This window comes from Herbidospora galbida (assembly GCF_005233835.1).
Classification (GTDB): domain Bacteria; phylum Actinomycetota; class Actinomycetes; order Streptosporangiales; family Streptosporangiaceae; genus Herbidospora; species Herbidospora galbida.
On record NZ_SZQA01000007.1, the window covers coordinates 157,861 to 176,837 of the forward strand.

Sequence of the window (18,977 nt, forward strand, 5' to 3'; positions counted from 1 at the left end):
TCCCTTCCTCGTGCTCACTATAGGAACGGGACCCCCACTGAGTCTTGCCTTACCAATTCAGAACTTTTCGGTACCCGGCGTTCGCGCAGCCACCGAACCGCGTGATCCACTGCTGTCGAAAGCGGGAAGAAGACGGTGTGAGCTTGTCCGGTACGCTCCTCGCGGGTCGCGCCGGTCTGCCGAAAGTCGGCGCCGACCTGCGCGAACTCGCTGTCATCCAGAACCGCGTCGGAGAATTCCCACCATTTCCTTCCGTATCCGTCGTTCACGACGCAACGGTAGACCCGGGTGGGCGTATGCGGAAAAAGGTATCTATATTCGGCCAGGTGAAAAGCCGTGCAACGGTCGAACCCAACACCGAGGAGCATTACATGGGCGCCGACCTCATAGAGGCGGGCCAGGGGTGACCGCTCACCGTGATGACAGTCGGGCGCATGGCCCTTCATCAGGTCCGCCGCCCGGGCCCCGATCGCCGCATAGGACGTTTGCGGATGCGCGCTGCGCACCGATCCCGGAGTCAACCGGACGGTCTCCGCGATGATGCCCATGCCCTCAGACGGGGTCGTTCGCGCGTCGAATGCGGGCATGAGCGACCGGAACGCGGACGTCTCCGTCGGAGACATCCCTCTGGTGGCGTTCCTGAACACCTTCGAGGTATCCGAGTTCCCTGTGGTGAAAGCCGGTACGACCAGCGTGCCCATGGGACCGAGGACGTCTCGTAGGGCGGCCACCACGGTGGAGGCCCCTCCGGCTACCCGACCGACGTTGCGCATGGAAGCGTGCACCAGCAGTGTCTGGCCCGCTTCGACTCCCAGGCGGCGGAAGTCCGCCGCCAGCCGGGCACCGGTGATCATTGGTTCTGTGTCTCGAACGCCTCGTGATGGGCGCGGGCGGACACCTTCGCCGCCGACACGGCCTCTGCGGGGATCTCCTCCGTGAGCCACGGCGTCAGTGTCTCGCGCATCCGCTCGACGAACCACACCCCGGTTTCGGTCAGGACACCCGATGCGAGCAGGGTCTCCGCGGCCTCGGCCGTCTGTTCGCGCCACCGGGCGAACTGGACGTGCGCTCCGAACGCACCGGTCGTGATCCTGCGGCGACGCCAGAAGTCGGCGACGGCGATGTGCGCATAGGTGCCCTGGAAGAGACCCTCCAGAGGACGTGGGTCCGGACGCCACGGGGCGTAGTGGAGTCGGGTGTCCTTCGGATCGAACAGACGGACGGCCTCGAAGACAGCGCCCAGTTTGACGTGCTGGAACTCGTGGATGATCAGCAGTGCCAAGGTGGCCGGATCGCGGGGGAGCGCCGCCGCGACCGCGCCGAAGGCGGTGCGGGCGGTCGAGCTCACGTCGTCGTCGCCGGCGGACGCGGTCAGCGGCACGATCGTCGTCAGGCCGGCGCGCAGGCCCGGCGCGTATTCCGGGAACTCGGTCTCGACGATGTGCCAGGCGGCGTCGAAGGCGGTCTGCCAGGCGGTCAGCTCAGCCGCGGTCAACCGGCCGGTGAGCGGAAGTTGGTAACAGTCGCGGAAGGGATCGGAGTCTTCGATCAACACACTGAAATCGCCGCAGGTCAGCCGTCGGGCCGGTAGCCAGCGGGCAGGAGCGTGGTGCCGTATTTCGCCTTCGGCCACCGACACCGTCGCACTGCTTCCGGTCAGGCCGGTCAGCGTGCCGATGGAGGGGAAATGGGCCGCTCCTTGTTCGACTTCGACGGTGAAGGTGCCCTCGGCGGCCGCGGCCAGTGCGACGGCCGCCACGATGTTGCCCAAGTAGGCGGTCGACGTCTTCTTCTGCGCTGCCTGAACCGCCCACTCACGGACGAAAGGATGCGCCAGCACCCGATCGACGGCATGCCGATGGGTCTTGTCGTACGCCCGCAGCGCGGCCCACGCGGCTTCCTCCTGCGGACCCACCGTGCGCATGGCTCCCCGGCGGATGCTGCTCTGGGTCGCCGTGAGCGCCCGCATCTCACGCCACCCACCGAAGCCGGTGGCGAACTGGCTGAGCTCCAGCTTGTGGTTCTCCATTGAACCCGCGTCCCTGATGTGAGAGATCAGTTTGAAGAGGTCCTGGCAGTAGACACTGGGATTGTCGAACGACCCGGCCCTGAACCTGTGGGGGTAGAGCCCGCCACCGCATGCGGTGACCAGCGGGCATCGCCGGCACTCGGCCGACAGAGCGGCGACTCCGCCCCGCCGGGCGACGATGCCCGGGTGAGTCGCGGCCTCGCTCACCGAATTACGGAAGACGTCCTGCCCCGTCGCGGGCGCCCCGTCGAAGGTGACCTTGAGTGAGTCGACCTGTTCGTAGGAGCCGTCGGTCTCCACCACCAGCAGCGCGCTCGGTTCGAGGCCGATCGCTTCGGTGAGGCTCGGCTCGCCGTGCAGAGTCCGGATGACGGAATCGAAGATCCGGACTTCGACCGGACGGCCCTGACTCTCCCACCGCTCGTAGATGGCGATGAGCCAGTCGGCGTAGGCCGTCGGCGCAGGCCAGTGTGGAGGCTCGTCCCAGGTCGCGTGAGGGAGGAGAAAGTCGATGCGGGGGGGATCGAGCGCACGCAGCGCCTCGTAGACGGCGATCGGGTCGTTCTCGACGTCGATCGTGCACAGCAGTCCTGCGAAGAGATGGGGTCGCTCGTGGAGCAGGTTGATGGCCCGCACGACCTGGTCGTAGCTGCTGCGCCCGTCGCGGTATCTGCGGTGGCGGTCGTTGGCCTCCCTGTCGCCGTCGAGGGAGACGCCGACCATGATCTCGTGCTTCTCGAACACGTCCAGGAACCGCCGGTTCAGCAGCACACCATTGGTATGGATGCGGAGATCCAGGACGCACCCCTCGGGCAACCGGTCGCGAAGGGTGGTGGCGATGTCGTTCAGGCGAGCCGGCCCAGCCAGCAACGGCTCGCCCCCGTGAAGAACCACGTTCACACGGCTGAGCGCATGCTCGGCGGCGTGTTCGGCGATTCTGTCAGCGATGTGAGCGCTGGTATCCAGCGCGAGAACTGCAGGTTTTCCGCGCCAGCTCGTGTCTGCGTTCTCGTAGACATAGCAGTGGTCGCACGCCAGATCACACCGGCTGTGCACCTTGAGCACATACTGGCTGAGGGGCAGAACGGACTGGGACATTCCGCGTTGTCCGAAAGTCAGAACGCCGACTGGAACTTCGCCGCCGGGATCCCTTCAGGGTTGACCAGGGTTTCGATCGACGCCATTTCGCGTCCGGCGAAGATGTCCATTTCCGCGAACGAGACATTGGACAGGTTCGGAATATTTGTTGAAAACTCTTTCTCGGCAACGGCAGAAGGTGCCATAGCGGAAAACCTCCCAGCAGGGTAAAATACTCGAAAGGAATGGTGTCAAAGACTGTCGATCCGACAGTCCGCATTCGAGTACTACCCGGGATCTGGGTCGGCCAGACTTTGCGCGTGGCAGACTACCGGCAAATTCTTTGCAGGTCAATCTGACCGGGGATATGGTCGCCTATTTCGCCAACCGGCGCTGGGTTTATGTAGAAAAATGTCGCCTTAAGCCACAAGTAGAATAAAGTTCCTTTGGGGGCCTTTGTCCTACATTAAGCCACGGTCAATTGGTGACAAAGTATCACAAAAGCCCCATGTGGCTACTGTGAGGCATCGCTGTGATTGCCAAAGGCTGTCAGGCGTCCAGTAGGCGACTAAGAGCTCTTACCCCGAAGTCCAGCGCATCAATCGGCACCCTTTCGTCAATTCCGTGAAAGAGTGCGAAATAATCGAGATCCGGCGGCAGCAGCAACGGCGCGAAACCATAACCCTTGATCCCCAGCCGGGCGAACGACTTCGCGTCCGTCCCGCCCGTCATCACATAAGGCACCGGCCGGGCAAGCGGGTCCTCTGCCCTGAGCACGTCGCCGAGTTCGTAGAACAGTCCTGAGATCGGTGCGCTGGGCGCGTCCTCGAAGTTGATGAACTCCCGAGTCAATTTCGGCCCGAGAAGCCCGTCGATGGTTTCCAGGAATTCGTCGCGGAACCCCGGAAGGAATCGCCCGTCGATGTGCGCCTCGGCCCGAGACGGGATGACGTTCACCTTGTATCCGGCGTTCATCATCGTCGGATTCGTCGAGGCTCGCAGCACTCCCTTGAACAGCGCCGCCGCCTGAAGGGGGACCTCGGAAAGATCCTCAGGGTCGATCTCCATGCCCAGGACGTCCGACAGTTCACTGATGAGCGCGGAAACCGACGGTGTCAGCCGTAGCGGCCAGCGATGGTCGGCAACCCGCGTCAGCGCCCGGGCCATCTCCGCCACCGCGTTGTCCGCCGGCGGCTTCGACCCGTGCCCCGCCACCCCACGCGCCGTCACCTTCATCCACGCCGTCCCCCGCTCGCCGACCCCGATCGGATAGACCCGCACCCCCGACGGCATCGTCACCGAGAACCCCCCGGACTCGGAGATGGCCTCGGTACACCCCTCGAACAGTTCGGCGTGCTCGGAGACCACATAGCGCGACCCGAACTCCCCGGTGGCCTCCTCGTCGGCCAGGAACGCCAGCACGAGGTCGCGCCGAGGCCGCACCCCCTGCCGGACCCACGCCAGCGTCATCGCCAGGGACCCCTTCATGTCCACGGCCCCGCGCCCGTGCACGTACCCGTCGGCGATCTCCCCGCTGAAAGGGTGCAGGGCCCAGTCGGCCGGGTCGGCCGGCACCACGTCAAGGTGCCCGTGGATCAAGAGGGCGTCCGGAGAGTCCCCGGGCACCCGGCAGATGACGCTGGCCCGTCGTGGCGCGCTCTCCACGATGACGGGGGAGAGCCCGACCTCGGAAAGCAGGCCAGCCACGTACTCGGCGGCCTCTCGTTCCCCGGGGCCGGGGTTGGTCGTGTCGATGCGGATCAGCTCGGAACAGATCTTGGCGGCCTCACTCATGATCCAAGCCTTCCTGATTGAGCATCCCCCTACTCACGCCACCCCACCAGAAGCGCGCCAAGCTCCGGATATGCGGAGGAATCTGCTGATCTATCAGGGCCCCGGCGCGCCCCCCACCCCAGAGGGCTGGCACGCCGCCAGGGTCACCCACCACGACCCGAGAAGTCTCTGCCGCTGGATCGACGCGAACTGGGACGGCGGCCGCATCGCGCTGGTCGGCCACGGCATGGCCGGGCTCGTCTTCCGGCACGCCTACCTGATCGCCAACGGCGACGACGACTCCCGCGAGCACCGCCCGTGGGCCGGGCACGTCTCCCGCATGGTCCTCCTGGCCACCCCCAGCAGGGGCGCGGGCCTCGGGCGCTTCCGGCGCGGCGGCCCCTACGTCACCGACCTGCGCATCCGCTGGGTCGACCACTTCGACCGCACCACCGACCCGGTCAAGGTCGTCCAGATCAACGACCCGTCGGCGAGCCGCGACGACTGCGTGGACGTCGAACAGTTTCCCAACGCCCGCCACGTCACCACACCCGACGTGTTCGACAACCGCGCCATCCTCGACGCCGTCCTCGGCCGCTTCCAGCCGACCACACCCCCGTCGCGGCCGACCCCTCAGCCGACGGAGTTCCTGCTGACCCCGTACACGAGACTGGGCACCTTCCTCGATCTGTACGCCCAGACCTACGCCCTCCACCGCCACGCCGGCCTCACCGTCACAGCGGTCGAAGGAGGCGCCAGAACCCTGGCCAGAGCCCTGAGCCGGGTACCGTCCCTCAGATTCGACACGGTCCGGCTGGACCGCCCGGCCCTCCCGCCCGACTTCCCCTGGCACCGGGTCGTCGAGCGGGAGCAGGCGGGTCACATCACCTACAGATAGAGCCCCGTCTCCACCGGCGTCTCCTCCGGCGCCACCCCCGCCTTCAGCGCGAACATCTCCGCCAGCGTCAACCCCCCGGGCCCGACCCCGGCCGAACCCCCCAGCCACGCCGAAGCCTCGTCGGGCTGCATCCGCCCGACCTCGATCTGCGCCAGACATCGCCCCGGCCGCACCACCGCGGGATGCAGCCGCTGCAGATCCTCATTGGTCGTCACCGCCACCAGGACGTCCCGCCCCTGACCCAGCAACCCGTCGGTCAGGTTCAGCAGCCGCGAAAGCCCCTGCCCCGAAGACAGTTTCGCCTCGGCCCGGATCAGCTCGTCGCAGTCCTCGAGAACGAGGAGCCGCCACTTCTTCTCGTCATGGTCCGGGCAGTCGCACCCGACCGCGACCTCCATCAGATACCCCGGGTCGTTGAACAGCCGCTCGGGGTCGAGCACGCAGTCGACCTGGCACCAGGCACGCCACTCGCGGGCGAGCGTCCGCAGCAGCGTCGTCTTCCCCGTTCCGGGAGGCCCGTGGAGAAGGAGGAGCCGCCCCGGAGCGGACCCGGCCCGCAGGGCCATCAGCGAGTCCAGCTTCCCCTGCGCCAGGCGAGGATAGTTGCGCCGCACGTCCGCCCACGCCGACGCACCGATCGTCTTCGTCGAGCGCCGGCGGCCGTGTTCGGACTTCCAGAAGAAGCCCATCGTCACGTTGTCGTCGTCGACCGGGCGGGGTTCGGCGGCGTCCTTGACGGTCTCGGACACCACGGCCGCGGCCAGGTCTTCGGTCACGGCCGTCACCGCGATCATCGCGTTGCCGCTCTTGTAGCGGATGACGCGCATGGTCCAGCCGTCGCCCTCGTACAGGCGGGAGTCGGGGCCGTCGTCGGAGGCCGCGGCGCGGACCAGAACGCCGCCGGACGCGGTCAGCGGCGCGTCCTTCCGTACTCTTTCCACGCTGGCGGTCTGCGCCCACGGCTGGGATCCGGTCGCGAAGGGGGACAGAGCAAGGGCGTCGATGATGTCGGCGGGACTGTCGCTGTCGTCGATCCACACTTTCATCTCGAGCGGAGTCATGGGGGTAATGATCCTGATCTGTCGGGGGAGGTGTCGACGCATTATCCGTTTACGCGTGGGACACGGGGGCGAAATCGGCCTCGCGTAGGAAGGTGAGGCATGGCGATCGATCCGTTCGTACCGTGGGGTTCCGTGACGCCTGAGGCCGCCGGGCCTCGTCTGGCCGTCAAGGATGTCGTCGACGTCGAGGGGCTGCCCACCGGGGCGGGCCATCCCGATCTGCTGAAGCAACCGGCCGAGCGTGACGCGGAGGCCGTGGCGCGGCTCCGCTCCATGAGCGTATTCGTCGGGAAGACGCACACCGACGAGCTCGCCTGGAGCCTGGGGGGCACCAACCAGCACTACGGCGTGCCCGAAAACCCGGCCGCCCCGGGTCACGTCTGCGGCGGGTCGTCGAGCGGGTCCGCCGCGGCCGTCGCCGGCGGCCGCGCCGATCTCGGGCTGGGCACCGACACCGCCGGCTCGGTCCGCGTCCCCGCCTCTTTCTGTGGTCTGTACGGCTACCGCCCCACCCATTCCCGCGCTCCCCGCGCCGGCATCGTGCCGCTGGCACCCTCCTACGACGTTCCCGGGCTGCTGACCCGGGAGCTGCCGCTGCTCGAATGGGCGGCCGACGCGCTCCTCGACCCCGGGCCCCAGCCGGGCGGGCCGGAACGCGTGTGGGTCCCCGCCGATCTCTGGAGTGAGCTGTCTCCCCGGGTTGGGGCGGCGCTGGCGCCGGCCCTCCGGGACCTCGGGCTGCCCGTCGACCGCACCCCGCTCGGGCTGGACGTCACCGACGCGTTCGCGGTCACCCAGGCCGCCGAGGCGTGGGCCTGCCACGGCGCGTGGGTGACGGCCGGGCGGCCCGCGTTCGGGCCCGGCGTCGCCGCGCGGTTCGAGCGGGCCGAGAGGCTCACCGCCGAGGAGGTCAGCCTGGCCCGCAAGACCGTCGACGAGGCCCGGGAGCGGCTGCTCGACCTGCTCGACGGGGCTGTCATGGCGCTGCCGAGCGCCCCCGGCACGGCCCCCGCCCTCGGGCGGCCGGCCCGGATGCGGGCGGCCACCCTGCGGCTGACCTGCCTGGCCCCGATCGCCGGAGCGCCCGTCCTGGCGCTTCCGGTGACGCGGGTCGACGGGCTGCCGCTGGGGCTGTCTCTGATGGCGGCCCCCGGGGGCGACGAGAATCTGTTCGCGCTAGCGTCGGGGGCATGACGACGATTGGCTGGGACGGCGACGCGATCGTCCTCATCGACCAGACCCGGCTGCCCGGTGAGGTCGTCAACCTCCGCATCACCACGGTCGCCGGGCTCATCGACGCGATCAAGCGGCTGGCCGTGCGCGGCGCGCCCGCGCTCGGGGTGGCCGGCGCACTGGGGGTCGCGCTCGCCGCACGTACGGGAGAGTCGATCGAACCCCTGGCGGCGGCCCGGCCGACCGCGGTGAACCTCGCGTGGGGGGTGCGGGAGGCCGCCCTGGCGGCCGATCCGCTGAAGCGGGCGCTGGAGATCCGCGAGGAGGACATCCGGGCCTGCCGTGAGATGGGGGAGCGCGGCGCCGACCTGCTCGCCGCCTACGGCGCGACGCGCGTCATGACCATCTGCAACACCGGCGCGCTGGCCACCGTCGAGCGCGGCACCGCGCTGGGGGTGATCCAGACCATGCACGAACGCGGCGCGCTCGCCGAGGCCATCGCGCTGGAGACCCGGCCGCTGCTCCAGGGGGCCCGGCTCACCACGTGGGAGCTGCAGAAGATGGGCGCGCCGTTCCGGCTCGTCGTCGACTCGGCCGGGCCGTTCCTGCTGGCGCGCGGCGCGGCCGACGCCGTCGTCGTCGGGGCCGACCGCATCGCCGCCAACGGCGACACCGCCAACAAGATCGGCTCCTACATGCTCGCCCTCGGCGCCCACCGGGCCGGGGTGCCGTTCGTCGTGGTCGCGCCCGAGACCACCGTCGACCCGCGCACGCCCGGCGGCGGCGACATCGAGATCGAAGACAGGGGGAGCGCCGAGGTCACCGCGCTGCCGGGGGTGGCCACCTATAACCCGGCGTTCGACGTCACCCCTGCCGAACTCATCACGGCCATCGTCACGGAGCGGCGGGTGGTCCGCCCATCGCGGGGCGAAACACTCGTTTCGTGATCAAGAAAACCCTCGCACGCGGACCGTCCTGGCGCTAGCGTCTTGACGACTTCCGTCATGTTTGAGACATCAGTGGAGATGATTCGCAAATGCGCACAGAGCCCCCCTTCCGTGCGGATCACGTCGGCAGCCTCCTGCGGCCGGCCACCCTGCTCCAGGCTCGTGACGACTACGCCAAGGGCACCCTCGACGCCGCCGGTCTCCGCGTCATCGAAGACGCCGCCATCCGCGACGTGGTCGCCCTCCAGGCCGAAGCCGGCCTCCAGACGGCGACCGACGGCGAGTTCCGCCGCGCCTCCTGGCACATGGACTTCATCTACCGCCTCGGCGGCATCAGCGTGGCCGCCGACGAGCAGATCGTCGTCAAGTTCCGCAACGAGAACGAGAAGATCGAGTTCACCCCCAAGGGGATGAAGGTCGACGGCAAGATCACCCTCAACGAGACGATCTTCGGCGACGACTTCGCCTACCTGCAGAGCGTGGCCGGCGAGGGCCAGACGCCCAAGCTGACCATCCCGTCGCCGAACATGGTCCACTACCGGGGCGGCCAGGCCGCCATCGACCAGACCGTCTACCCCGACATCGAGGAGTTCTGGGCCGACCTCGCGGTGGCGTACCAGAACGAAGTCGCCCGGATCGGCGCGCAGGGCTGCACCTACCTGCAGTTCGACGACACCTCCCTCGCCTACCTCAACGACCCCGCGCAGCGCGCCGAGATCGCCGCCCGCGGCGACGACGCCGAGCACCTGCACCTGCGCTACATCCAGCAGATCAACACCGCCATCACCGGCAAGCCCGAGGGCATGCGGATCACCACCCACATGTGCCGCGGCAACTTCCGCTCCTCCTGGGCCGCCGAAGGCAGCTACGACTTCGTCGCCGAGGCCCTGTTCGGCGAACTCGGCGTCGACGGCTTCTTCCTGGAGTTCGACGACGAGCGCTCCGGCGGCTTCGAACCGCTCCGCTACGTGCCCAAGGGCAAGTACGTCGTCCTCGGCCTCATCACCACCAAGTCGGGCGTCCTGGAGTCCAAGGACGACCTCAAGCGGCGCATCGAGGCCGCCTCGAAGTACATCGACGTCGACCAGCTCTGCCTGTCCCCGCAGTGCGGGTTCTCTTCCACCGTTGAGGGCAACTCCCTCACCCAGGAGGAGCAGTTGGCCAAGCTGCGCCTGATCGTGGAGACGGCACAGGAGGTCTGGGGCTAGAGGGTCATGAGCGTTGGGCATATCGGCCGTCGATATGGGCAAAGCGCCACTCGCGCCATCCGGCGGCCAATATGCTCGGCGTCCTGTCCAACCTGTTCGGGAGTTTCCTCGTGGCGATCTCGCTGGTGACCCGCTCGCAATGGGGGGCCCGGGCTCCCAAGGGGTCCTACTCTCCGCTGACGTCCACGAAGGGTGTCAAGGTCCACTACACGGGCGGCCGCGTGCCCCCGGAGATCGTCGACAACCACAACCTGTGCGTCGCGCAGGTGAGGTCGATCCAGAACTTCCACATGGACGGGAACGGCTGGGTGGACATCGGATACTCGATGATCGCGTGTCCGCACAAGAGGGTCTTCGTCGGACGCGGGCCCGACCGGCTGCCGGCCGCCAACGGCTCCGGTCTGAACTCCGACCACTACGCCGTGCTCGGCCTGGTCGGCAACGCCGGGTTCGTGAAGCCCAACAACGACCTGCTGCACGGCATCCTCGACGCCATCGACTACCTTCGCCAGGAGGGCGGCGCCGGGACGGAGATCAAGGGGCACCGCGACGGCTTCTCGACCGACTGCCCGGGCGCGGCGCTGTACGCGTGGGTGCAGCGGGGCGCGCCCCGGCCCGGTGGCGGCGATCCCGGCAATCCGCCGGGCGGGCAGATCCCGGCGTGGCCCGGGCGGCTGTTCACCTTCCCGCCGGTGACCGTCGGTGACGACGTGAAGCGGTGGCAGCAGCAGATGAAGAAGATCGGCTTCGAGCTCGAGGCCGACGGCGCCTACGGGCAGCGCTCGCGTGACGTGTGCAAGACGTTCCAGCGGCGGGTCGACCTGCCCGACGACGGGATCGTGGGGCGGCTTACCTGGGAGGAGTCGTTCCGCTACACGTTGTGAACCGCGGGCCGACCGTCGAGGCCCGCTTTAGCGGTTCGGCCTATCATCCGGAGCATGAACGTGGATCTGGCGGCCGGATTCGATCCCGGTTCGCGGGAGGAATGGCGGGCGCTCGCGCTGTCCGTGCTGCGCAAGTCGGGATACGAGGGCGACGACCCCGAGGGGCGGCTCGCGACGCGCACCTACGACGGCGTGACGATCGCGCCGCTCTACGACGAGGCCCCTGAGCTGCCGCGTCTGGTCGGGAACGCCGGGCCGTGGGACGTGCGGCAGCGGCACGCCCACCCCGATCCCCGGGTGACCCGGGAGGCGATCCTGGCCGACCTGGAGAACGGCGTCTCCTCGATCTGGCTCGACCTGACCTCGATCGATCCGGCCGCGCTGCCGGTGGCGCTCGACGGGGTGCTGTTCGACCTGGCGCCGGTCGCCCTCGACGCGGGGAACCGCGCCGCGCGGGCCGCCGACGCCTTCCTCCAGCTGACCGAGTCCGTTGATCTTCCGGGCGGGAACCTGGGCTTCGCGCCCGGCGACCCCGACCTCGCCGACTTCGCCGGGCGGGCCCGCGGAGGGCTCCGGCTGGTCGTGGTCGACGCGCTGGCCTATCACGACCGGGGCGCGGCCGACGCGCAGGAGCTCGCCGCGTCGATCGCGCAGGGGGTCAGGGCGCTGCGGCGGCTCACCGAGGCCGGGCTGTCGGTCGAGCGGGCGTTCGAGCTGATCGAGTTCCGCTACGCCGCCACCGCCGACCAGTTCCTCACGATCGCCAAGCTCCGGGCCGCGCGCCGGCTGTGGGCCCGGGTCGCCGAGGTGGCCGGTGGCCCGCCCGCGCAGCTTCAGCACGCGGTGACCTCGGGCGCGATGATGACGGCGCGCGACCCGTGGGTGAACATGCTGCGCACCACGCTGGCCTGCTTCGCGGCGGGGGCCGGGGGCGCCGACGCGGTGACGGTGCAGCCGTTCGACGCGGCGCTCGGGCTGCCCGACCCGTTCGCCCGCCGGATCGCCCGCAACACCCAGTCGCTGCTGGTCGAGGAGGCGGGCATCGCCCGCGTCGCCGACCCCGCCGGTGGGTCCTGGTACGTCGAGCACCTCACCGGCGATCTGGCCGCCGAAGCCTGGGACCTGTTCCGGCAGACCGAGAGATCCGGCGAGAAGGTCATCGAAGACGCCGTCTCGGCCGCCACGAGCAAGCGGGCCGAAGCCGTCGCCCGGCGCAGACAGCCCATCACCGGCGTGAGCGAGTTCCCGAACCTGACCGAGAAGGTCCCCGCGAGAGACTCCGGCCCCGGCCTGCCCGGTGACCCTCGGCGTCACGCCGAGCCGTTCGAGCGGCTCCGCGACCTGGCCGACCGGCAGGAGCGCAGGCCGACGGTCTTCCTGGCCACGCTCGGGCCGGTCGCCGTGCACACCGCCCGCGCCACGTTCGCCGCCAACCTCTTCGCGGCCGGCGGCATCGCGACCGTGTCGGGGACCCCGGAGGAGTTCGCCGAGGCCGGCACCGCCGTCGCGTGCATCTGTTCGAGCGACCGCCTGTACGCCGACCAGGCCGCCCGGGTCGCCGCCGCGCTGAAAGAGGCCGGGGCCGCGAAGGTGTGGCTGGCCGGGAAGGGGGAGTATGAGGGTGTCGACGCCACCCTCTTCGCGGGGTGTGACGCCCTGAAGGTCCTGGAGACCACGTTCGACGACCTGGGAGTGGACCGATGATCCCCGACTTCAGCGAGATCCCGCTCGGGACCGGCCACGCCGAGCCCGCCAAGGTCGACGGCGAGGCGTGGGAGACCCCCGAGGGCATCGCGGTCAAGCCCGTCTACGACGCCGCCGACCTGCCCGGCTATCTGCCGACCTACCCGGGCAAGGCACCGTTCCTGCGCGGCCCCTACCCGACCATGTACGTCAACCAGCCGTGGACCATCCGCCAGTACGCCGGGTTCTCCACCGCCGAGGAGTCCAACGCGTTCTACCGCCGCAACCTCGCGGCCGGGCAGAAGGGCCTGTCGGTCGCCTTCGACCTGGCCACCCACCGGGGCTACGACTCCGACCACCCTCGTGTGCAGGGCGACGTCGGCATGGCCGGGGTGGCGATCGACTCGATCTACGACATGCGGCAGCTGTTCGACGGCATCCCGCTCGACCGGATGTCGGTGTCGATGACCATGAACGGCGCGGTGCTGCCGGTCCTCGCGCTCTACATCGTGGCGGCCGAGGAGCAGGGGGTGGCCCCGGAACAGCTCCAGGGGACGATCCAGAACGACATCCTCAAGGAGTTCATGGTCCGCAACACCTACATCTACCCGCCCGAGCCGTCGATGCGGATCATCTCCGACATCTTCGAGTTCACCTCGCAGAAGATGCCGAAGTTCAACTCGATCTCCATCTCCGGCTACCACATCCAGGAGGCGGGGGCCACGCTCGACCTGGAGCTGGCGTACACGCTGGCCGACGGCGTCGAATACCTGCGGGCGGGCACCAAGGCCGGGCTCGACGTCGACGCGTTCGCGCCCCGGCTGTCGTTCTTCTGGTGCATCGGCATGAACTTCTTCATGGAGGTCGCCAAGCTGCGCGCGGCCCGGCTGCTGTGGGCGCGGCTGGTGCGCGACTTCGGCGCGAAGAACCCCAAGTCGCTGTCGCTGCGCACCCACTCGCAGACCTCCGGCTGGTCGCTGACCGCGCAGGACGTCTACAACAACGTCGCCCGCACCTGCGTCGAGGCGATGGCGGCCACCCAGGGCCACACGCAGTCGCTGCACACCAACGCCCTCGACGAGGCGCTCGCGCTGCCGAGCGACTTCTCGGCCCGGATCGCCCGCAACACCCAGCTGGTGCTGCAGCAGGAGTCGGGCACGACGCGGGTGATCGACCCGTGGGGCGGCTCCTACTACGTCGAGCGGCTCACCGAGGAACTGGCCCAGAGGGCCTGGGCGCACATCCAGGAGGTGGAGGAGGCCGGCGGCATGGCCCGCGCCATCGACCTCGGCCTGCCCAAGCTCCGCATCGAGGAGGCCGCGGCCCGCACCCAGGCGCGCATCGACTCGGGCCGCCAGCCGGTCATCGGCGTGAACAAGTACCGCCCGGAGGCCGACGAGCCCATCGAGGTGCTGAAGGTCGACAACAGCGCGGTCCGCAGCCGGCAGCTCGCCAAGCTGGAGCGGCTGCGCGCCGAACGCGACGCGGCCCAGGTGGAGCAGGCACTGGACGCGCTGACCAAGGCCGCCGCCGGGACCGGCAACCTGCTGGCCCTCGCGATCGACGCCGCCCGCGCGAAGGCGACCGTCGGGGAGATCTCCGACGCGCTGGAGAAGGTGTTCGGCCGCCACGAAGCCCGCATCCGGACCATCACCGGGGTCTACCGCCAGGAGGCCGGCGCCGACATGAGCAGGATCGACGAGGTCCGCAAGGCCTGCGCGGAGTTCGCCGAGGAGGAGGGCCGCCGGCCCCGGATCCTGGTGGCGAAGATGGGCCAGGACGGCCACGACCGGGGCCAGAAGGTGATCGCGACCGGCTTCGCCGACCTCGGCTTCGACGTCGACGTCGGCCCGCTGTTCCAGACGCCCGAGGAGGTCGCCCGCCAGGCGGTCGAGGCCGACGTCCACGTCGTCGGGGTGTCGTCGCTGGCGGCGGGGCACCTGACGCTCGTCCCGGCGCTGAAGAAGGCCCTGGAAGACCACGGCGCGGGCGACATCATGATCGTGGTCGGCGGGGTGATCCCGCCCGACGACTTCGACGCGCTGCGCGCGGCCGGGGCCGACGCGATCTTCCCGCCCGGCACGGTCATCGCCGACGCCGCCCTCGACCTCATCGCCGACCTGCGGAACCGATGATCGCCGAAGGGGTCAGGAAGGGCGACCGCCGGTCGATCGCGCGGGCCATCACCCTGGTCGAGTCGACCCGCGCCGACCACCGTGAGCAGGCCCAGCACCTGCTCACCGAGCTCGCCCCGGCGGCCGGGAACGCCCGCCGGGTGGGGGTCAGCGGGGTGCCGGGCGTGGGCAAGTCGACGTTCATCGAGGCGCTCGGCACCATGCTCACCGGCGAGGGCCACAAGGTGGCGGTGCTCGCCGTTGACCCGTCGTCGAGCAGGTCGGGCGGCAGCATCCTGGGCGACAAGACCCGGATGAACCGCCTGGCGGTCGACCCGAACGCCTTCATCCGCCCGTCGCCGACCGCCGGGACCCTCGGCGGGGTGGCGAAGGCGACGCGGGAGGCGATGGTCGTCGTCGAGGCGGCCGGCTACGACGTCGTGCTCGTCGAGACCGTCGGGGTCGGGCAGTCGGAGACGGCGGTGGCCGAGATGGTCGACACCTTCCTCGTGCTCTCCCTCGCGCGGACCGGCGACCAGCTCCAGGGCATCAAGAAGGGCGTCCTGGAGCTGGCCGACGTGATCGCGGTCAACAAGGCCGACGGCGAGTTCGAACCGGCCGCCAAGAAGGCGGCCCGCGAGCTGTCCGGCGCGCTCCGCCTCCTCAACTCGCACACCCCCGTGCTGACCTGCAGCGGAATGACGGGGGCGGGGCTGGCCGAGCTGTGGGCGCACATCCTCAAACACCAGGAGACCACCGACCTGACGGCCAAACGCCAGCGCCAGGCGGTCGACTGGACGTGGGCGATGGTCCGGGAAAGGGTCCTGGGGGAACTTCGCGATAAGACGCGAAACATCGCCCCGGAGATCGAACAGCGCGTCCTCGACGGCGAACTGACTCCGGCCCAGGCGGCCGACCTGCTGTACAGATCGGGTCGGGGCGACGCCGGATAGGTCCGGCTTCACAGGTCCAGGGACGACCCGCCGAACCGGTCCTGCAGGAAGCGGCCCTGGTCCTTCAACGCCTGCTCGTCCCCGGCGTGGACGGCGTCGGCGACCCGGCCCAGGCCCGTCTTCAGCAGGTCGAGCTGGCCCAGCAGTTCGGCGTGGGCGGCCTCCCTCCGGGCCAGGGGCAGGCGTCCGTAGGCGTCGAGGCTGGTCGGGAGGTAGTCGCGGATCGTCTGGGACACCACGTGGAGGTGGTCGGGGGACTCGACCCGGCCGAGCACGCCGCGCAGCGTCTCGGCCAGGTCGACCACGCGGTCGATCACGTCGGGCGGGAGGCCGCGCAGCCGTCCGACCAGGGTGTCGAGTTCGGCCCGCAAGGCCTTGGTCTCGGCCTTGGCGAGGGACAGCACCACTCTGGTCCGGTCGGAGGGGGCCAGGAGCGCGCCCAGGCCGTACAGGCCGACGACCACCACGGGCCAGAACGCGCCCGCGACGCCCAGGAACACCAGGCCCACCCCGACCAGCCCGCAGATCGAGCCGGCGATGTTCTTCGTCGAGCCCAGGTAGGTCAGGATCCGGTCACTGGTAGCCACGGATCTCCTTGAACGCCTCGGCCAGCGAGCCGTTCCTGGCGTCGAAGACGGCGCCGCCGGTCAGCTTCGCGACCTGGTTCATCTCGTCGGCGTCGCTGTCGCCGAACAGCACCACGAAGGTCCTGACCGCCTTCTGCTCGGCGGGCAGCGCCTGGTAGTAGAGCTGGAAGTCGAGGTACTCGGTGCCGTCGGTGTTCTCGCCGTCGGTCATCAGCACGATCGACGAATAGCGCCCGGAGTCGACCTTCTGCTCGTAGGCGGCGCGCAGCGCGTCGTAGATGGCGGTGCCCCCGTCGGCCGACAGGCTCTCGGCGTAGCTCTTGATCTGGGCGAGCACCGATTCGGGGTTCGAGGTGGGGATCTCGTAGTCCTGCTGTCCTTTGGGGTGGTCGCTGAACGGCCGCAGGGCGACCTGCTCGCGGTTGCGGAACCGGGAGAACGTCCCGTAGGCGGAGGTGTCGGCGCCGGTCAGCGTCACGAGGGCGGCGCGCAGGCTCTCGATGCGGTCACCCTCCATCGAGCCGGAGGTGTCCAGCACGTACATCGCCCGCGCGGGCACCCGCACGTCGTTCAGGTAGGCCGCGATGAGCTGGTCGGCCGCCGACCGCCGGTTGGGGAAGGGCAGCTCGACCAGTGCGGCCGACCCGAACTCCGGCGCCGGCGCGACCCCGGGCACGATCGGCCTCCGGTGGGTGGCCGTCATGATCTTCCGCTGGGTCTCGGGTGTACGCAGCCACGCGACCAGCGTGTCGTACTGCTCCCTCCGGGAGGAGGAGGCGAGCAGGGTCAGCGGATAGTCGGCCGACACCACCCCGTCGGAGGGATAGACGAGTGTCAGGTCGTCGCGCATGCCGAGCAGCACCGACTCGTAGTTCACGAGCCCGTCGACGTCGGGCCGCGCCGTGTAGGCCTCGGCCAGCCACCCCGACGAACCGGCGGTGAGCCGCTGCGCCGAGAAGAACTCCTTCATGCGCGGCGTCACCGACGCGATCGTCCCCGCGTCGAGGGCCTCGCCGGCGTCCGAGAGCGCCGCCGCGACCCCGACCAGGGCCGAGAACCCCGAGTTCGACGAGGCGGGATTGGTCATCCCGAAGGTGAAGCGGTGCGCGGCGGCGGCGGTCGCGATGTCCGACCAGGTCACCGGCTTGCCGTCCCAGCCGAGCTCGGCGGCCTTGGCGGGCTTGAGGCCCAGCACCACCGGCGAGTTCATGATCTTCGTCTGGGTCGACAGCCTCTCGCGCGCCCCGTCGATCAGCGACAGGTAGCGGTTGGAGGAGAACCAGGTCGCGTCGTAGTCGCCGGCATCGCCGCGGGCCACCTGCTCGGCGCCGTCGAGGGTGCCGGTGTAGGTGAACTCGACATCGAGGCCCGACTCCTTCAGCAGCGGTTCGAGGTCGGCGACCTCGCTGCCGGCCAGGATGCGGAACGGCTCGTCGGCCGAGCACGCGGTCAGCGACGCCGCGGCCAGCAGCAGCGCCAGGAGGGCCCGCCTCATCGCTCGCTCCGCTCCAGGTATTTGCGCGCGTTCTCGATCTCGACCGTGAGGCTGCCCACCGTGGTGGCCATGTTCTCCACGGCCCGCGCGCGGAACTCGTCGATGGTGTCGATGGTGGCGTAGACGTTGTCGAACGCCTTGCGCAGCGCGTCGAGGTCGACCGTCGTCGCGGCGGCCTGCGCCTGGATGTCGGCGGCCTGGCCGCGGAGCAGTTCGCTCGTCGACACGATGAGGTCGGAGGTGGTCGCGTTGAGCGCGGTGATCTGGTCGAGCACCAGCTTCTGCCCGGCGAGCGCCTGGGCGACCACGACCGCCGTGCGCAGCGCGGCCATCGTCGTGGTGGTGGCCCGGTCGACGCCCTTGATGAGCTCCAGGTTGTTCTTGCGCACCAGGTCGAGCGCCAGGTAGCCCTGCGCCGAGACGGCGAGCTGGGTGAGCAGGTCCTGGTGGCGCTGCCGCACCGCGAACAGGGCGTCGCTGCGCAGCGCGGTGATCCGCTCCTCGTCGTGCTCGCGCAGGATCAGCTCCTCGATCTCGGCGTCGAGGGCGGTGGCGACGACGACGTACTCCTGGAGCTTGAGCATGGCGTCCCACAGCAGGCGGCGCTCACCGTCGATGGCGGCGTTGTCCTTGCGCAACTCGTCCTGGCCCGACTTGAGCGAGCGCACGATGTCGTCGAGGTGCTTCTGCGCGCTCTGGTACTTGGCGAAGTAGTCGCGCAGCCGGCCGGGTAACAGGCCCATCAGGCGGCGGCCGGCGGTGGCGTTCTTCGGGTCGAGGTCGACGATCGTGCGGCGCAGCGACACCAGGTCGTTCGCGACCGGTCCCTCCGCCGCCTTGAGCGGCCGGCGGAGCATGCGGTTGGAGACCTGCGACGACGAGCCGATCTCGGTCGCGCCCATCGCGGTGATGTCGGCGACCTTCTTGGTGAAGTCGGGGGAGCGCGGGTCGAGCGCGGCCAGCTCGCCGGCGAACGCGCGGGCCCGTCCGGCCAGTTCGGCGTCCCGTTCGTCGGAGATCGGCATCATCCGCGACGCCTTCTCCGCGGGCACCGGGGGGACCGGCTCCGGTGGCGTGAGTACCAGGTCCATCAGT

At 69.6% G+C, this 18,977-nt stretch carries 16 protein-coding genes; 8 read left to right on the forward strand and 8 right to left on the reverse strand.

Features of this window, described 5'->3' with window-relative positions; genetic code table 11:
• Positions 1 to 17 precede the first annotated feature (17 nt).
• The 4 genes from FDA94_RS10285 to FDA94_RS10295 form a co-directional block, all read right to left on the reverse strand.
• Positions 18 to 854 (reverse strand): AAC(3) family N-acetyltransferase, encoded by an 837-nt coding sequence (locus FDA94_RS10285; RefSeq protein WP_137246820.1) that lies wholly within the window; start codon positions 852 to 854, stop codon positions 18 to 20.
• Positions 851 to 3,127 carry an FxsB family cyclophane-forming radical SAM/SPASM peptide maturase gene (locus tag FDA94_RS10290; protein ID WP_137246821.1) on the reverse strand — a complete coding sequence of 759 codons (2,277 nt, stop codon included), beginning with the start codon at positions 3,125 to 3,127 and terminating at the stop codon, positions 851 to 853. Before FDA94_RS10290 ends, FDA94_RS10285 begins: the two co-directional genes overlap by 4 nt.
• A 17-nt stretch (positions 3,128 to 3,144) precedes the next feature.
• Positions 3,145 to 3,312, reverse strand: coding sequence for a hypothetical protein (locus FDA94_RS39075; protein WP_170990876.1), 168 nt, complete (start codon positions 3,310 to 3,312; stop codon positions 3,145 to 3,147).
• 343 nt (positions 3,313 to 3,655) lie between these two features.
• Positions 3,656 to 4,900, reverse strand: coding sequence for a M20/M25/M40 family metallo-hydrolase (locus tag FDA94_RS10295; RefSeq protein WP_137246822.1), 1,245 nt, complete (start codon positions 4,898 to 4,900; stop codon positions 3,656 to 3,658).
• A gap of 70 nt (positions 4,901 to 4,970) precedes the next feature.
• Between FDA94_RS10295 and FDA94_RS10300 the strand changes: the two genes are divergently transcribed.
• Complete coding sequence (locus tag FDA94_RS10300) at positions 4,971 to 5,777, forward strand: hypothetical protein (RefSeq protein WP_137246823.1); 807 nt, start codon at positions 4,971 to 4,973, stop codon at positions 5,775 to 5,777.
• Here the strand turns inward: FDA94_RS10300 and FDA94_RS10305 are convergent.
• Positions 5,768 to 6,838, reverse strand: coding sequence for a DUF5925 domain-containing protein (locus FDA94_RS10305; protein ID WP_246059713.1), 1,071 nt, complete (start codon positions 6,836 to 6,838; stop codon positions 5,768 to 5,770). The genes FDA94_RS10300 and FDA94_RS10305 overlap by 10 nt on opposite strands.
• Positions 6,839 to 6,937: 99 nt before the next feature.
• Here FDA94_RS10305 and FDA94_RS10310 point away from each other — a divergent pair, with 99 nt between their 5' ends.
• From FDA94_RS10310 to meaB, 7 genes are all read left to right on the forward strand, one after another.
• The gene (locus FDA94_RS10310; RefSeq protein ID WP_137246824.1) at positions 6,938 to 8,032 is read left to right on the forward strand and encodes an amidase family protein; all 1,095 of its coding nucleotides are present in this window, start codon (positions 6,938 to 6,940) and stop codon (positions 8,030 to 8,032) included.
• Entirely contained in the window at positions 8,029 to 8,958 is a 930-nt protein-coding gene (gene mtnA / locus FDA94_RS10315) for an S-methyl-5-thioribose-1-phosphate isomerase (protein ID WP_137246825.1), read from the forward strand. Before FDA94_RS10310 ends, mtnA begins: the two co-directional genes overlap by 4 nt.
• Before the next feature lie 89 nt (positions 8,959 to 9,047).
• A complete protein-coding gene (locus FDA94_RS10320) occupies positions 9,048 to 10,166 on the forward strand; it encodes a 5-methyltetrahydropteroyltriglutamate--homocysteine S-methyltransferase (RefSeq protein ID WP_137246826.1) in 1,119 nt (372 codons plus the stop codon).
• A 71-nt stretch (positions 10,167 to 10,237) separates the two neighbouring features.
• Positions 10,238 to 11,050: a peptidoglycan recognition protein family protein gene (locus tag FDA94_RS10325; RefSeq protein ID WP_246059714.1), complete on the forward strand. Its 813-nt coding sequence runs from the start codon at positions 10,238 to 10,240 to the stop codon at positions 11,048 to 11,050.
• A gap of 54 nt (positions 11,051 to 11,104) precedes the next feature.
• Positions 11,105 to 12,754 (forward strand): methylmalonyl-CoA mutase subunit beta, encoded by a 1,650-nt coding sequence (locus FDA94_RS10330; protein ID WP_137246827.1) that lies wholly within the window; start codon positions 11,105 to 11,107, stop codon positions 12,752 to 12,754.
• Positions 12,751 to 14,868 (forward strand): methylmalonyl-CoA mutase, encoded by a 2,118-nt coding sequence (scpA, locus tag FDA94_RS10335; RefSeq protein ID WP_137246828.1) that lies wholly within the window; start codon positions 12,751 to 12,753, stop codon positions 14,866 to 14,868. Before FDA94_RS10330 ends, scpA begins: the two co-directional genes overlap by 4 nt.
• Positions 14,865 to 15,800, forward strand: coding sequence for a methylmalonyl Co-A mutase-associated GTPase MeaB (meaB, locus tag FDA94_RS10340; protein WP_137246829.1), 936 nt, complete (start codon positions 14,865 to 14,867; stop codon positions 15,798 to 15,800). The genes scpA and meaB overlap by 4 nt, the downstream gene beginning before the upstream one ends.
• Positions 15,801 to 15,808: 8 nt before the next feature.
• Here the strand turns inward: meaB and FDA94_RS10345 are convergent, their stop codons facing one another.
• From FDA94_RS10345 to FDA94_RS10355, 3 genes are read right to left on the reverse strand one after another with little or no spacing between them, the layout of a single operon-like run.
• Complete coding sequence (locus tag FDA94_RS10345; RefSeq protein WP_137246830.1) at positions 15,809 to 16,387, reverse strand: hypothetical protein; 579 nt, start codon at positions 16,385 to 16,387, stop codon at positions 15,809 to 15,811.
• Entirely contained in the window at positions 16,374 to 17,882 is a 1,509-nt protein-coding gene (locus FDA94_RS10350) for a vWA domain-containing protein (protein WP_137246831.1), read from the reverse strand. Before FDA94_RS10350 ends, FDA94_RS10345 begins: the two co-directional genes overlap by 14 nt.
• On the reverse strand, positions 17,879 to 18,973 hold the full coding sequence (locus FDA94_RS10355; RefSeq protein WP_137246832.1) for a toxic anion resistance protein: 1,095 nt from the start codon (positions 18,971 to 18,973) through the stop codon (positions 17,879 to 17,881). Before FDA94_RS10355 ends, FDA94_RS10350 begins: the two co-directional genes overlap by 4 nt.
• Positions 18,974 to 18,977: the final 4 nt, after the last annotated feature.